The sequence below is a fragment of the Bradyrhizobium sp. AS23.2 genome, assembly GCF_001908185.1.
Classification (GTDB): Bacteria; Pseudomonadota; Alphaproteobacteria; order Rhizobiales; family Xanthobacteraceae; genus Bradyrhizobium.
The window spans coordinates 1-15,704 of the sequence record NZ_LGHM01000104.1; the positions used below are offsets into that span (position 1 = coordinate 1).

Genomic DNA, 15,704 nt, shown 5'->3' on the forward strand with positions numbered 1-15,704 from the left:
ACGCCTCCTGTTCCTCGGCCTCCATGTCCGCAACCTGATCGCTATCCGGGAAGAAGATCCGCAACAAAGGCGACAGCACACCGATTTCGTACACGCCCCATTGGGGGGTAAACTTGTCGCGGACGTTCCAGACGATATCGACCGTCCGCACGCCGTGGGTCAGATAGAAATAGGTGCTGAGGCCGATCATCGCGGCGCGCGCTGACACGCGGTTGGATTCGATCGCGGAGGTTACATAGCCGCGCGGCTTGACGTTCCAAGCTTCAAGCATCATCATCAGCACGGCTTGCGGCGAGCTCCCCCTGAGTGCCGTTGGCGGAATCGCCCACGCACTGGCAACGCGCTTGTTGAACTCGATCCCGTTGATGGCCTTGGCAGACTTGGAGCCACGAGTTTTGGCGTGCTGGTCTTTCTCCTGTTGCAATTGGGCGATCAGCGGCGCCATTTGAATGCAGAAATTCTGTCGGCTGCTCCAGATCAAGCTCGAATAAATCGCAAACAATCCCACGGCGATGCCGATCTTGAGCAGGAGATAATGGCCACGCGGCAGAAGCGTTCGTCCCTGGCTGAGGCGCACCAGCATCGCCATCGCGATAAGGATGAGGATAAACAGGATCGGCATCCGTCCCGAATAGAGCAGCGCATAAGCGACCGGTGAAACGATGGACAGTTGCGCCAACGCAGCCGCCCATCCCCTGATTTCCTCTCCCTTGAGCAGGAACAGCACGACTGAGACGAAGCCGAAAGAGAACATCGTGTAACCGGCGTAGAGCAACGGCGTGCGCTTGATCGTAACCGTGTCGACGAGGCTTGGGGCACAACGCAACAGCTCGGCGTAGCTGCCGTTGCTCACGCCACTCAGGATGGTGCGGTCGAACTCCATCAGCGCAATGCCCACGATCCCCAACAGCGATATCACCATGGTCACCTTGTTGAGAATCCGTGGGGAGAACTCCAGCGAGCGGGCCTGGCGAGCGAACCAACGGTCGAAGGTGAGCTTGCCGCCCTGATAGGACAGCAGAAAGATCGCCAGCCCGATCGCAACCACGGCCAGCACGGCGGCGGACGGCTGTCCCGGATAATTGATCGGCCCGACGGCGACGAGAAGGAGCGTCCCGAGCCAGATCACCGTGATCAGAATCGCGGGCGACGCGAGAGCGCCGGCCAATGCAATGAACCGCTGCTGCATGCTGCCGCCCAAGAAGCGCCCCCTCGGGTTTCGAAGTGAGATCCCAGTCCTTCACGGATAGAGCATATCCGGATCGGTGGAAAGGTCGACGGATTCGGTCGCGGCGGGTTCCGCGGAACTCTGGCGCATCCTGTGGATGGCAAACCCCACTAGGGAAAGGAACAGCACGGCACTGGCAATTCCCCCGGCAAGTGGCGCCCCGTAAATGCCGAGCACGGGAACCAGCGCAACGTTCAGGAACGTCGACGCCGCGGCCGAACTGAGATTGCAGATCAGCAAATGTTTGTCCGACCGCGCCGCGTAGAGCGCATAGGACGGAACGTCCGCCAGCATGCGCAGGAAAATCCCCGGCAGCATGGCATAGAACACTCCGATGCTCGCCGCGTAGGTGGACAGCCCGAGCAGCGCGAGCATGGGCCCCATGACAACGGCCGACAGGACGGTCGTCGCGCAGACCAGCGCCAGCATCGACCAGAAGAACGAGCGCAGCGCCGTGCGATAGGCATCTGAGCCCGCGGCATAGCCCGCAATGACCTTCGGCAGGAATTGATGCGACACCGAGCTGCCCAACGACAACAGGCCGATCAGGATCGTCGAATAGAATGTATAGATGCCGAGCGCACCGCGTCCGACGGACGCGTCGATGACGAAGCGATCGACATAGGAAATGACCAGCGCACCCGCAGCCGTCAGCATAAAGGGACGAGCGGTGCGCAAGCCGTGGCCAATCCAGGTCCAATCCGGTCGCCGGTTCTGGAGTTCGCACCACGGCAGATCACGCAGGGAGATTGCCGTGAACAGAATCGAACTGGCCCCCCCGAGCCCCCACCAAATCAACACCACCTCCAACGAGCGCGAGGACGGCACGGTGAACATTAGAATCGCAAGCGCGTAGACCCATATGGCGCCGCGAAGGAAAACAACAATATGGGCGCGAATCGGTCGCGACATGATGACGAGGAAGCGCGTGGCCTCGAGCGAGAGATGCTCGGTCAACAAGATCAAGAGAAACCAGGGAGCGAGCCGCGCCGGAAACAAGCCCGCGAAAACCGCCAGAACCGAGAGGACTGCCGCGGCGAGAAACGTGAGTCCCCCCCAATGCCGCCTCATCTGCGATAATCTGCACGCGCCTTTCTGGCGTCGCTGGCACCATCTCGCGAAACATGTAGGAATAAAACTCGAGCCCCAGGCCGAGCAGCGCGAACGCCAGCACTGCTGTGACGAGTCCGTACTTGCCCATCTCGTCCGGCGAGAGCATCCGTGCCAGCAGCAAAGACAGCAGAAAGCGACTGGCAAGCGTCAAACCACGCAAGATGAGGACCGCGATGGCGGTAACGATCGCCGGCCGTGCTACGAAGTCAAGGAGACGAGGTCGCATCGCGCTTTTCCGTTACCACCGGCCGTCGACATCGGTTTCAGGGGCGCGTCCCATCGGATCGTCAAGCGGCGGTTCTGCAGGACTTCAGGAACCGCGGCAGATGCGCGTTCAGGGAACGCGCCAGCGGCTCGACCGAGGCACGCAAGGCCTCGTTCTCGGGATCGAACTTGCGCCAGCCGAAGTAGTCCCCCTCGACGCTGATCGACGCCAGGTGCCGCATGATCGCGCGGCGGGTCGTGTCGAGATCGTCGGGGGGATTGCCATTGCGCAAGCCTCTCGACAACGCCATCGACCTCGTTCGTGTCGCGAACGTGCAGAAAATGCTGCTCGGTTGCATAATACGGCTCGGTCGCGATCGAACACAACCCGGCAAGCGCCGCCTGGAAGCCAATGGTCCCGGTGAACGTCACCGACACCGCGCACTTTCCGATCAACAGATTGGCCGGCACGTCATACGGCACCAGCACCACGAATGGCAGCTTCGCCAGACGCTCGAACAGCTCGCGCTGGCGGAAGCCGAACTGCAGCGGATGGTCCTTGACGAAGATGCGATAGCCAGCGCGGCCCAGCGCCTCGCAATAGCGCACCACCACGTCGTCATGCGCGAGCAAGTCCTGCGACTCGAGCCAGTAATCCATCGAGGCTTCGGGGAAGAGCTGAAGCCCGAGGAATACTCGCCGCTCGCGCGGCACTTCGGCAAGCCGCTTGTCCCAGCCATGATCGAGCAGGCCGAGAACGCTCGCGTCGCGCATGCGCACCTTGTGCTTCAGCCGCTTCAGCGCGTCGAGATAGTGGCAGTTGTAGCGATCGCGCTTGAGGAAGCGCAAGACATTGAAGAACGCGCCGCGCAGCGCATAATAGCCGAAGATCCGCCAGAACCTGGCGAGCGAAAAACGCTTGGCATCACGGACATAGGCCGGCGCGAAATCTTCCCGGCAGAGCTGGCCGACCGCCGCATCGATGTCTTCCCTCGAGGGCTCGCGCAACCAGACCGGCTTTCCGCGGCGCATGAGCATCACCTGGTCGGGGATGATCGAGGTCGTCATCTCCAGAAAATCGATGCCGCGCCGCCGCGCGATGCGTTCCATCACGTCCATGACGTAGCGGTCGATGGTGAAGGTCATGACGAGATCAGGACCAAGTCTGTCAAAAGCCTGCTCGATCGCCTGCGTCATGCCGCCGATCATTCTGAGCGCAAGATCGCGATCGATGCTCCTGAGCACGCGGCAGCGCAGGATGATGTCGGCGCATCCACCCTGGCCGAACCGGTCGAGCGCCGCGGCCGCCGCATCGCCCCCCCTCGACGAAGCGATAGAAGTCATCGACCAGCGAATAGTCGCCGTCATCGCGCAGGTCGCTGAGCACGACCGCGTCGGCAAACTCGATGCGCGAGGCCAGGTACTTCCACCAGGCCGTCGTGCTGTGAATGGTGAAGAAAACGATCCGGGGCATCAGCTCTGGTTCGCGCCTTGGTTGGCTCCTTGGGCGGCTCCAGCGAGGAAGGGACTGCTCGGCAGGTTGATGCAGCGCGTATTCATGTCCTCGGCGACGGGAAGCGAAGCGCGGGGGCAGTCGCGGTACATCGGCAAGAGGTGCATCGGCGTCCACAACGGGCGCGCGCGAATGCCGTGGCCGTGAAGGGCTTCGAGCAGGCGGTCGCGTTCTGAGGCGTATTCGCGGTCGAGCACGAGCGTGTTGAGCCAGTAGTTGCTCTCTGAGCCCGTCGGCTCACGATAGATGCGTGCCCAGGGAAAATCGCTGAAGGCGTCGAGATAGCGCTGCGCGAGCGCGCGCTTGGCCTCGACCATCCCGGCCAGCCGCTCCATCTGCGCACAGCCGAGCGCCGCGTTGATGTTTGGCAGACGGTAATTGTAGGCGACCTCGTCGTGTTCGAACGCCCAGGCATGCGCCTTCTTCGCCGTCGAGGTGAAATGCCGGGCGTGACGGGCATGCGCCCCGTCGTCGGTCACGATCATGCCGCCGCCGCCGGTGGTGACGATCTTGTTGCCGTTGAAACTCAGCACCGCGGAATGGCCGAACGTGCCGCAGCCCTTGCCGTTCAGGCGCGAACCGAGCGACTCGGTCGCATCCTCGACGATCACGAGGTCGTAGCGGGCGGCAACCGCGCCGAGCGCGACCATGTCGACGGGATGCCCGAAAATATGCACCGGAACAATCGCGCGAAGGCGGCGGCCGGTGTGTTTGTTCACCCAAGCACCGTTCTGCGGCACCGCAACCTGGTCGAGATGCGCCTCGAGCGCACGCGGATCGAGCCCCAGCGTGTCCCAGGTCGAGTCGACGAAGTGCGGCACGGCACCGGCATGGCTCACGGCATTGGCCGTGGCGACGAAGGTGATCGACGGCAACAGCACCTCGTCGTTCGGCTCGACGCCTTCGAGCGCCAATGCCGCGTGCAGCGCGGCGGTGCCGTTGACGATCGCAACCGCGTGGCGCGAGCCGGTCGCGGCCGCGACCATCTCCTCGAAACGGGTGACGTATTTGCCGGCCGACGACACCCAGTTGGTGTCGATGCAGTCGAGCACCAATTCGCGCTCGCGGTTGCCGAAACGCGGCTCATGCAGCTCGACCGGGCGCTGTGCCGGCCCGAGCACGGCATCGACGGCGTCGAGCACCGGCTTGAGGTCAAGCATGGTGGGACGGTTCTGGCTCGCTTGCGCGGAGGATATGCTCATCTTGCTCACAGCGTGTAGGCATTGACGCGATAGCGGGACAGGTTCTCCTGCCTGGTGAACCAGGCGATGGTCTGTTCGAGCCCCTTGCGCAGGCCGTCCACGCCGCCGAAGCGCGGCGACCAGCCCAGCAGCTTCTGCGCCTTGACGTTGGAGGCCCAGAGGCGCTCGACCTCGCTGCGCTCGGGACGCACGCGCACGTCGTCATGCTCGATCTCGATCTCCGCTTCCATCAGTTCGGCGATCAGCCGCGCGGTATCGCCGATCGAGATCTCGAAGGCGCTGCCGATATTGATGACCTCGCCCACCCCGGCCTTGGAGTCGAGGGCCGCCAGGAAGCCGCCGACGGTGTCGGCGATATAGTTGAAGTCGCGTGTCGGATGGATGCTCCCGAGCTTGATCTTGCGCGCGCCTGCCGCGATCTGCGTGATGATGGTCGGGATCACCGCGCGGGCCGATTGGCGCGGGCCGTAGGTGTTGAAGGGGCGCACCACCGTCACCGGCGTGCCGAACGAACGCTCGAACGACAGCGCGAGCTGGTCGGCACCGATCTTGGTCGCGGAGTAAGGCGACTGGCCCTGGAGCGGATGCTCCTCGGTGATCGGAACGAATTGCGCCGTGCCGTAGACCTCGCTGGTCGAGGTGTGGATCACCTTCTCGACTCCGAGATCGCGCGCCGCCTGCAGCACGTTGAGCGTGCCGCGGATGTTGGCTTCGACATAGGTGTCGGGCGAATGATACGAGTAGGGAATCGCGATCAGCGCGGCGAGGTGCAGGACGCTGTCGCAGCCCTTCATCGCGGTGCGCACGCCGTTCGGGTCGCACACATTGCCGGCGAAAACGTCGAACTCCTTGCGGATATCGGGCGGCGAGGAATCGAGCCAGCCGTGCGAGCCCATGCTGTTGTAGTGCACGAAGGTGCGCACCGCGAAATTGCGCCGGACCAGCTCTTCCGCAAGATGCGATCCGATGAATCCGCCCGCACCCGTCAACAGTACTTTTCGCAAAGTTCCAGTTCCCCTCTGGCCGGGCCGCCCGACCTGTCGTGCCGGCCAGTTCTAGACACTCCGGCCGCTGGAGGCCAGTTTTGAATGAGTGTCGGTGCCCGTCAATGAGCCGGAACCCCGGGCACGAAAGACAATCGCGCGAATCCCGCAAGCCTTTGAGAAGGATCAACAAATCCGCGCGCATCGGACGCCGGCCCAGCGCTAAGCAAATTCGCGCAGGCGCCGGATCACGATGGATATGGGAGAACTGCACGAGCTGTGACCCAAGCGCTCGCAAGCCCCCAGCAGCCGCAGCGCGGTCGGATAGTTGATGGCGGTTTGCGTCCTGTGGGCTTTCCTAGAGGGCTGCGCGTATCGCGGCGAGAATGCCTCCTGGTATAGAGGTCACAGAAGAGCAGCGGCTGGGTGCGGGGCTTCCGTAAAAGGGGCCCAATGCGCCAGCTTCATCGAGAAAACGGCAATCTACATGCATGGCGTCACCTATTTTGATGCCCTGGATATTGTGCTGCCGCCTTGCTAAGTCGTCGAGCCTGGGACAGATCGACGGCCGTAAGAAGCTGGCTGGCCGCGCATTGTTCAAGCACCTTGGATTGACACCACGGAGGATTGTGGTGCTAGTGCCATCTTCCGACGGGGATTTGCGAAATTGGATATTTTGAAAGCAGCCGGGCGGTTCGGAAAGCCTGAGGCTCGAGATGTCTTGATCGGCGGAACGCTCGCCCTATTTTTTTGCGCCAACGCCGTCCTTCTCGTTCTTTATGGTTTCGCCCGCGTTCAAGGAAACCCACTGATCACCGCAGGCTTTCTAGTCATCTGCGAAGTGGCGCTTTTGTATTGGACGTTTCAGCCAACAAGGCTACACGCTACCGACTATCTTTTTTGCGCCTTCGTCCTGTGCGCAGCTTTGTCATTCGCAATCAACGGCCGCACAGCCAACACCAGAGAGACAGTTCTCTTCGCCATCGCGCTTGCCGCATATCCGTCCCTTCGGGGCCTCTCCTTCGCACAGCCACGCACCCAAAAATCATTCGTACTGGTGACAGGTGCAATCGTTGCCCTAGGGACGATTCTGACGGCCTATGCGATAGTCGTGCAGTGGGGAGGTCCATATGTGAGGCCTCTTGTGCTCGGCGTGAATGATGCCGCCGCCACCTTTTTCCTGATGGTTTGCGGATTTCTGATCGTGGCGGTCATCGCGACGGGTCTCGATTCTCGAAAGTCGCTGCTGCTTTCGGTCTTTCTGTTCCTTTCCGGTGTCGTGTTCTCAGCCTCTCACGTTCGGGCGACTTTCATCGCGATCATCCTCACACTTCTACTCGCCCTCGTATTAAGCGAATCCCAGCAGCGAAGGTATCTTGCGGTTGTCATCGGAGTCTTCCTGATTGCGATCACTGTCGGCCTGTCCCCGAGTCATCTCACAATCAGTTGGAGCGCAAAAGCACAAACACCCGCCGAGACGGTAACGACAACCATATTTGAGCCACTGTATCCAGAGCGAGCAAACGCGCACACACCCGCCAAGGTGGCAACGCCAGGCAGCCTGCCCCCGAGTTGCACGACAAACGTCAACATGGGCGACTCGATCGCCATCAGGAAGGCACTCATTCAGGACGCACTAAGGTTCTTGCCCACCGCCGGCCTCTTTGGCTTTGGGTTCGGCAGCTTCCCTGAAATGTCCTGCATGAATCTGCAAGTTCACAACAGCTACTTGCAGGCCCTCGTCGAATTTGGGTGGGCGGGCGGCATCTGCTTTTGCGCAGCCCTTCTGTTTACCTTGTACAGGCTGCTCCCGCACTACCGCAGCAGCGCCGAGGTACGGTTTGCGGTCTGCGGACTAGCCTATATTGGGATACTAAGCGTCGCACACGGTATCCTGAGCGAGGATCGGCTGCTTTTTGCAATGTTGGGATTCGCGGCTGGCACCTACGAGACGCGCAGGACGTCGAGACCTGCCATGGGAGCCCAAAGATCATCGCCAGTCGGCCAGACGTTGTGATCCAACTATGGCCCCCCAGAGTCGCGGTTATCTACTTCATTCGCCATCGGCGACTACTACAACGCATCGCTCTTCGCCACCGAAGGTGTGGCGTCGGTCGGCCTGCTGTTGGTCCCAATTCCGGCCTTTATCTGCGGCATCGCGACCGGCATGTTCTAGCGCACCACTCTGGTATCGGAAGCGACCTTGCCACGGAAGATCAACGCCCATTCACGACGCTGATGCTCACACAGCGCCGCGGTGCAATTTCTTTGGTGTGTGATGCCGCGCAGCGTCTGTAAACCGGAGGCCTAGGTCCGTGCGCGTTCTCATTCTCAACGCTGACTATCCGCGCTACCTGGCCTGGTTGTACCGCCGCGCGCCCGATCTTGCCGGCGCGCCTTACGCAGCGCAGATGGCGGCGCGCAATGCCAGCCTGTTCGGCGTCGCCGATTTCTACTCGCGCAACTTCGCCGCGGCAGGGCACGTCGCCGCCGACATTCACGTCAACAATCCCTGGATGCGGGCGGCCTGGGCGCGCGAGCACGGGCTCGCGGCGGAGCACCCGCCGGAGCCGGGCAAGGAGGTGCACGGGCAAGCGATCCCTGGCTGGCTTCAGCGTACGATCGCGCCGTTCAAACCCGTCCTCAGGCCACTGGCACGGAAGGTGGGCCTGAGCCCGCGGCTCGACGCGCAGGCGGAAAAGATCCTGCTGGCGCAGATCGAGGAGTTCAAGCCGGATCTCGTACTCAACCAGGACGTCTTCTATGTCGATGCGCGCCTCGCTCGGCAGATCAAGGGAATGGGGCGCCCGATCCTGATTGGCCAGGTCGGCATCGTTCCCTCGCGGGGCGAGGACTGGTCGGCCTATGACCTGATGATCTCGCAGATCTTCCGGGTCGTTCAGTCGTTCCGCAAGGTCGGCGTCAGATCCGAAATGCTTCATCTGGCCTTCGAACCAGATATCCTCGACGTTCTTCCGCCCGCGCCCGAGCGCAGCATCGACATCTCCTTCGTCGGCGCAGTGTCGGCGGATCACCAACAGCGGGTGGCACAACTCGAAGCGGTGGCGAGGAAATACGATCTGAAGCTTTACGGCACCGGCCTGCACACCCTCCCCGCCTCTTCGCCGCTGCACCGCTGCTATCAAGGAGAGGTGTGGGGCGTGGAGATGTATCAGGCGCTCCGCTCGTCCCGCCTCACGCTCAATTCGCACATCGACCAGGCCGGCCGCGAGGCCGGCAACGCACGCCTGTTCGAGGCGACCGGCGTCGGCACGTTCCTCCTGACCGATTTCAAGGACAATCTCCACACGCTGTTCGACGAAGGCCGCGAGGTCGCGGCCTGGCGCTCGGCCGACGACTGCCTCGCCATGATTGATCGTTATCTCGCCAACGATGACGAGCGCGACGCGATTGCCGCGGCAGGCCAAGCGCGGACGCTTTCGACCCACACATTCAGGCAGCGGGTCGACCACATTCTTCGCCTGGCCGGCTGAAACCTGCTTGCTGCGCGCCCTTGACGGTGCGGGTCAAAATAGCCAAAGTGCCGCGCACAGGGACGCTATGTCACTATAATTACAGCGCTTTTTGTCGAGGCCCAGATGGAACACGTCGAACATGTCAGATTCGGCGAACAGCTCTACGCGATCATCGTTCGCGCCTCGTTCCGCGAGCCGGGCATCACCTTCTTCTCCTCGCCCGAACTCTCGCAGCAGCTCGCCTTCATGAGCCATCCGCAGGGCAAGAGCATTGCCCCCCATCGTCATAACAAGGTGACGCGGGAGGTCCACTTTACGCAGGAAGTCCTTCTCATCCAGAAGGGCAAGCTGCAGGTCGACTTCTACACCGAGGCCGAGGAATATCTGGAGAGCCGCATGCTTGGCGCCGGCGACATCATCCTGCTCTGCAGCGGCGCACACGGCTTCCACGTCATCGAGCCGATCGAGATGTTCGAGATCAAGCAAGGCCCGTATGCCGGCGAGAACGACAAGACACGTTTTCCCGAGGTGTCGGCGTCCGAGATACGGGTCAAAGGTCCTGCGCTGTGAATCCTGCCTTCGTTCCAGTCAACACGCCGCTCCTCGACGGCAAAGAGGCCGCGTACCTCGCTGAGTGCATCCGTACCGGATGGATCTCGTCGGAAGGCCCGTTCATCAAGCGCTTCGAGGAAGCAATGGCGAACGTCGCCGGACGGCGACATAGCGTTGCCGTCACCAATGGCTCCGTCGCGCTCGACATCGCCGTCCATGCGCTGGGTCTCGAGCCGGGTGACGAAGTCATCATCCCTACCTTCACCATCATCAGTTGCGCAGCGGCCGTGGTGAGGGCGGGCCTCGTTCCCGTTGCGGTGGATTGCGATCCCGCAACCTGGAACATGACGATCGAAGGCGTCGAGGCAGCGATCACGCCGCGCACGCGCGCCATCATGCTGGTCCACATCTACGGCCTGCCGGTCGATCTCGACCCGATCCTCGAGCTTGCGCGAAAGCGCGGCTTCAAGGTGATCGAAGACGCCGCCGAAATGCACGGCCAGACCTATCGCGGCGCGCCCTGCGGCAGCTTTGGCGACGTCTCGACCTTCAGCTTCTATCCCAACAAGCACGTCACGACCGGCGAAGGCGGCATGATCCTCACGGACGACGATGCGCTTGCCGATCGCCTCGCCAGCCTTCGCAACCTTTGCTTCCAGCCGCAGCAGCGCTTCATCCATGAGGAGCTGGGCTGGAACGCGCGCATGACCAACCTTCAGGCCGCGCTCGGCGTCGCCCAGGTCGAGCGTCTGCCGCAAACCGTCGATACCAAGCGACGCATCGGCCGCCTCTACGACAGCCACCTCGAGAATGTCGAGCGCGTCCGCCGCCCCGTTGCCCGCACCAACTATGCCGACAACATCTACTGGGTCTATGGCGTCGTCCTGAACGACGACGTCCCCTTCGATGCCAAGGAGGCGATGCGACGTCTGGCTGAGAAGGGCATCGGCACGCGGCCGTTCTTCTGGTGCATGCACGAGCAACCGGTGCTGCGGCGCATGGGATTCATGCTGAACGAGCAGCATCCGATCGCGGAGCGCATTGCCCGCCGCGGCTTCTATCTGCCGAGCGGGCTGGCGCTGACCGACGACGAGATCGCGCGGTCCGCACAGGCGCTGAGGGAGATCCTGGCGTGAGCGTGTTTGCGGACTACGCGCCCTGGTACGACCTCCTGTACCGGGACAAGGATTACGCCGCGGAGGTCGACTTCGTCGAAGGCCGCCTGCGCGACCACGGCATCGCTTCGGGCAAACTCCTCGATCTCGGCTGCGGCACGGGCGTGCATGCGATCGAGTTCGCGCGCCGCGGCTGGGACGTCGCCGGCGTCGATCTCAGCGCCGACATGATCGCCAGGGCGAACGCCCGCGCAGCGCAGGCCGGACTCAAGATTCCCTTCCGACAGGGCGACGCCTGCGAAGCCGGTCCGGAGCGCGACTGCGATGCGGTCGTGTCGCTGTTTCACGTCGCAAGCTATCAGAACGACCCTAAGCGGCTGGAGGCACTTTTCGGCACCGCTTGCGCGGCGTTGAAGCCCGGCGGCGTGTTCTTCTTCGACTATTGGTACGGCGGCGCCGTGCTGGCCCAGGGCGTCGAGACGCGCGTCAAGGTCATCGAGCAGGCACCGCTGCGCCTGACCCGGATCGCGCAATCGGAGCACGACGAGCCGAAAGCGACTGTGCTCGTGAACTACACCCTGTTCTGCGAAGACACCGATCGCTCGACGATCCGGCGCGTCGACGAGACCCATCGCATGCGCTACTGGTTTCCCTTCGAGGTCGAAGCCTCGCTCAGACTTTGTGGGTTCGAGCCGGCCGGCAACCATGCCTGGCTCTCCGACGCCGCGCCAAACGCGAAGGACTGGGCCGCCTATTCGATCGCGCGAAAGGCCGCGCAGCCGTGAAACGCTATCACGTCGGCATTTTCCTCGAGCTGCCGCTCGACGTGGGCGGAGGTTTCCAGCAATCGCTCACCGAAATCCTGTGGATGCGCGACTGGGCAAAGACCGCCGATCTGGACGTGACCGTATTCACGACGCTGCCCGACAACGTCGCAATCCTTGCCGATCTCGGCATCAACAGCGTGTATCTCAAGCTCGGCTGGCTCGACCGCCTGTTCCTGTTCCTCAAATATCTCGGACCGTTCGATCTGCTGCAATACGCCATGCGCGTCTGCGCACCGTTCGAGAAAAAGCTGAACAACGCCGGCGTCGACATCGTCTACTTCACCACCACGTCAAACTGGAACCTGGCGCTCTACAAGCTGCCGTTCATCATTACGATTTTCGACGGCTGCTTCCGCGACAGCCCTGAGTTCGACGAGGTGCGCGAGTTTGCCCAGTTCGAGCGGCGCGACATCGTGTGGCGCAGCGCCGTCACCAAGGCCGCGGTGGTCATCACCAACGCCGACGAACTGATCGACATGCTGTGCCGGCGCTACGCCATGGAACGCGACCACGCCGTCTGCATCCCGTTCTCCCCGTCGCTCTACGTATCGCGATCAGGCACGACCGGCGAGGCCGAGGACGCCGCGATCCTCCAAAAGTACGGCCTCGGGCCCGGCTATCTGTTCTATCCGGCGCAATTCTGGTCGCACAAGAACCACGCGACGATTCTGCTCGCAATGCGCCTGCTCAGGGACCAGGGCGAGCGGCACACGCTGGTGCTGTGCGGCTCCGATCCCGGCGCGCGCGCCGCGTTCGAGGCGCTGGTCGCGCAGCACGGCCTCGCCGATTCCGTTCGCATGCTCGGCTTCGTTCCCTCTGCGGAACTTGGCGCCCTCTATCGCGGCGCCAACGCACTTGTCATGGCCACCTATTTCGGCCCCACCAATCTGCCGCCGTTGGAGGCGTGGGCGGTCGGCACGGCGGTGATCTATCCGGAAGCCTTCAAGGCTCAGGCGGGCGACGCCGCTATCCTGTTCGACTACGACGATCCCGCATCGCTCGCCAAGGCCATCATCAAGGTCGGCTCTGCTGAGGAGCGCACCCGACTGGCCATCGCGGGCAAGCAACGGCTTTCGTATTTCGCCGAGCGGATCGATGAAGGGCATCGTCAGCTCGCTCGGCACCTGATGCGTCTAAGATATCGCCGTTACCCTCAAATCTATTGACGCGCAACGCTGAAGACGAAAGGGTTTCGCAAGAGTCCCAGCCGTCCCGCTTTCAGTGATGATCGTATCGTGCCGCTGATTTCTTCGACACGTCAGTTGGTCTCGCAAGATCAGCAACGCGCCCCAACGGCGGTCTTCGACATTTTCGTAGTCCGGCCCGCTAGAGCGTCGCCCCGATCTGACCTGACCCTACGTCAGTTCGGTATCGCCGCCAGCACACGTCCCCGCACGCGCTCCATGAGCAGCGGGCTCGCCGCGGCCGCAACGACGACGACCCAGATCGCGCACTCCGCCAGGAAGCGGAGCAGCCCCGTCCCCGGCATAAGGGCGCGGATCGCGAGTCCCAGCCCCCATCCGCCCAGCATGATCGTAACCATGACGGCGGTCAGGACCAGCATGTGACGAAGCGGGTGCGCAAGCGTCTGACGCACGATGACGAGGGTCAGGATTCCGAACTGGGTTAGGACGTCGCTCGCAACGATCGCGATAGCGGCGCCGAGCGGCCCGAGCCGGGGGATCAGCAAGGCCGACATGATCAGGAAGGCAATCAGTTGCAGTCCCTTGGTTCGGACCAGAAGATTGCGGCGATTGCTGTGGTTGGCGAACACGAGCGCCAGCAGCGAAGGGGCAACGAGAGCGGAGCCGAGCAGTAGCGTGACGGCCAGAGGTGCATCGTAGGGAATGCTGCCGTGCGTCCACAGTGCGAAGAAGTCCGGCCAAAACGGCAGCAAGCCAGCCACGATCAGGCAGGCGAGCGCCGTCACAAACACCGATCCATGGGCATAGAGCCGGCCCAGCCGCTCCTTGTCACCAATCGCGTAGTCATGGCCGAGTTCGGGCGCCAGCGGCAGCGCCACCTGAATACAGAGCGCTCTCACGAGGCTAGCGATCACGCGGGTCAGCCCCCATTGTGCCACCGCCACGCGATCGGCGACGAGCACGCTGACCAGCAGCACGGGCGCATTGACGAGCGCAAGTTCGGTGACATTGGCCAAGGCAAAGGGAAATGCGTGAACGAATTGCCCCAAGCTCCACCGCCATGACAGGATCCGTGATCGGCGAACTCGCCCGCGCCGCAGGAGCGGAAACTGGCGCGGAGCGTCGTAGGCGAGCAGAAAGATGGCAGACACGATCTGCGCAAACACAAAGGCTGACGCGACGGCGACGAGAGTGCCGACTGAGGCGATCGCGACCAACTGCGCGACCTGGCCGAGCACTAGGGCTACGTTCTGCGTCCAAACGGCGCGACCGTATTTCCCGTGCACACGATAGAGGCCAGAGACCAGGTTGACGGGCAACGCGACGAGCGTGCCGAGGGTGATGACCAGCATGGCGGAATCGAATGTCGGCGTCCCCTGGAACCCGAGCACCGCGGCCGGCGGGAAAAGCTGGACGCTCAGAACCAGCATAAGGCCCAGCGCCACAACGATACGAATGTAGATGTGCATCATGCCAGCGAAGAAGCTCGCGGTGCGGCGGTCGCAATCGACGCACGACTTAAAGGCGAAAAACCGGTTAATCGCGCGAAGCTGCACCCCCGCATCGGCGACGATGACAAGGTTGCCAGCCGCGTAGATGGCAAGCCAGGCCGCCAGGGTGTCGCCGGTCCAGAAATGCAGGAACGCCGGTATCAAGAGAATCTGCTGGGTCAGGGCGAGCAACATCTGAACCAGATTTGCCGACCAGCCGTGGATCAGCCGGCGTAGACGGCCAGTCCCATTCATGAGGTTCCCACGCTGCAATGTCTGTGATGAGGAGCACGGCTCAACCGCTTAACCCAGAAGGAGCCAATTGACCACCGAGACGAAACGGACGTCATTCCGCTCGCCCCTGTCCCACCTTAAGGCCACCCATTGCTTTCAGTGGAGAATGAAATGTCCTGCGGCGTAGATAAGGTGGTCTAGAGCGCCGCCATGTGCGGTTTCGATGCTGCTGACCGAGCCCACGAGATGCTGCAGAGCATCATTTAGGGCGGAACTGTGTACGGCGTCGAATACGGGTGCGGCATTCTCGAGCGCTGACTCAACACTGCTAAGGGGTGCTCCGCCTTGAGGTGCTACCGGGCGAAACACGAAGGAGTCGCTTGATGCCATCACCTGGCTTGCTGCGCTAATCGTCCCATCCCCATTCAGATCCTGATGGAAGATGCTCTCATAGGATTCTAGCGTCGCGCTCGTGCCCGAGACCACCGGCGTCAGGCTGGAGACATAATTGCCGTTGCTGTCGGTGCTCCACACCACGTACTGGTCGGCGCTGCCATTCTTCCATACCACGTCATAGCCGGACGAGGTCTGCTCGGCGCCAATCGGCACAAACGATCCACAT

Annotated in this window: 12 protein-coding genes and 1 pseudogene; 6 read left to right on the top strand and 7 right to left on the bottom strand. The window is 62.5% G+C overall.

All coding sequences use genetic code 11. The features are described from left to right. From AC630_RS21990 to AC630_RS22010, 5 genes are all read right to left on the bottom strand, one after another. The coding region (locus AC630_RS21990) for a hypothetical protein (protein WP_143198215.1) at window positions 1-1,057 on the bottom strand (1,057 nt) is incomplete at its 3' end. Between the two features lie 183 nt (window positions 1,058-1,240). Then, window positions 1,241-2,065 (bottom strand): lipopolysaccharide biosynthesis protein, encoded by an 825-nt coding sequence (locus AC630_RS21995; protein ID WP_143198216.1) that lies wholly within the window; start codon window positions 2,063-2,065, stop codon window positions 1,241-1,243. 474 nt (window positions 2,066-2,539) lie between these two features. Further along, window positions 2,540-3,913 carry a hypothetical protein gene (locus tag AC630_RS22000; RefSeq protein ID WP_074120554.1) on the bottom strand — a complete coding sequence of 458 codons (1,374 nt, stop codon included), beginning with the start codon at window positions 3,911-3,913 and terminating at the stop codon, window positions 2,540-2,542. 105 nt (window positions 3,914-4,018) lie between these two features. After that, entirely contained in the window at window positions 4,019-5,260 is a 1,242-nt protein-coding gene (locus AC630_RS22005) for a LegC family aminotransferase (protein WP_074120564.1), read from the bottom strand. A 5-nt stretch (window positions 5,261-5,265) separates the two neighbouring features. Then, window positions 5,266-6,264, bottom strand: coding sequence for an NAD-dependent 4,6-dehydratase LegB (locus AC630_RS22010; protein ID WP_074120555.1), 999 nt, complete (start codon window positions 6,262-6,264; stop codon window positions 5,266-5,268). A gap of 646 nt (window positions 6,265-6,910) precedes the next feature. Between AC630_RS22010 and AC630_RS22015 the strand changes: the two genes are divergently transcribed. The 6 genes from AC630_RS22015 (at window position 6,911) to AC630_RS22040 (ending at window position 13,379) form a co-directional block, all read left to right on the top strand. Then, window positions 6,911-8,260 carry an O-antigen ligase family protein gene (locus AC630_RS22015; protein WP_074120556.1) on the top strand — a complete coding sequence of 450 codons (1,350 nt, stop codon included), beginning with the start codon at window positions 6,911-6,913 and terminating at the stop codon, window positions 8,258-8,260. A gap of 298 nt (window positions 8,261-8,558) precedes the next feature. Then, window positions 8,559-9,737, top strand: a complete 1,179-nt coding sequence (locus AC630_RS22020) for a CgeB family protein (protein WP_074120557.1) — start codon at window positions 8,559-8,561, stop codon at window positions 9,735-9,737. A gap of 105 nt (window positions 9,738-9,842) precedes the next feature. After that, entirely contained in the window at window positions 9,843-10,289 is a 447-nt protein-coding gene (locus tag AC630_RS22025; RefSeq protein ID WP_074120558.1) for a cupin domain-containing protein, read from the top strand. Then, window positions 10,286-11,407: a DegT/DnrJ/EryC1/StrS family aminotransferase gene (locus tag AC630_RS22030; RefSeq protein ID WP_074120559.1), complete on the top strand. Its 1,122-nt coding sequence runs from the start codon at window positions 10,286-10,288 to the stop codon at window positions 11,405-11,407. Before AC630_RS22025 ends, AC630_RS22030 begins: the two co-directional genes overlap by 4 nt. Continuing rightward, on the top strand, window positions 11,404-12,171 hold the full coding sequence (locus AC630_RS22035; protein WP_074120560.1) for a class I SAM-dependent DNA methyltransferase: 768 nt from the start codon (window positions 11,404-11,406) through the stop codon (window positions 12,169-12,171). The genes AC630_RS22030 and AC630_RS22035 overlap by 4 nt, the downstream gene beginning before the upstream one ends. Next, window positions 12,168-13,379, top strand: a complete 1,212-nt coding sequence (locus AC630_RS22040; protein ID WP_074120561.1) for a glycosyltransferase — start codon at window positions 12,168-12,170, stop codon at window positions 13,377-13,379. Before AC630_RS22035 ends, AC630_RS22040 begins: the two co-directional genes overlap by 4 nt. A 194-nt stretch (window positions 13,380-13,573) precedes the next feature. Here AC630_RS22040 and AC630_RS22045 read toward each other — a convergent pair whose 3' ends face one another. Then, window positions 13,574-15,040, bottom strand: coding sequence for an MATE family efflux transporter (locus AC630_RS22045; RefSeq protein WP_167561254.1), 1,467 nt, complete (start codon window positions 15,038-15,040; stop codon window positions 13,574-13,576). Between the two features lie 198 nt (window positions 15,041-15,238). Further along, window positions 15,239-15,704 (bottom strand): annotated as a pseudogene (locus AC630_RS22050) (hypothetical protein); the annotation flags it as partial.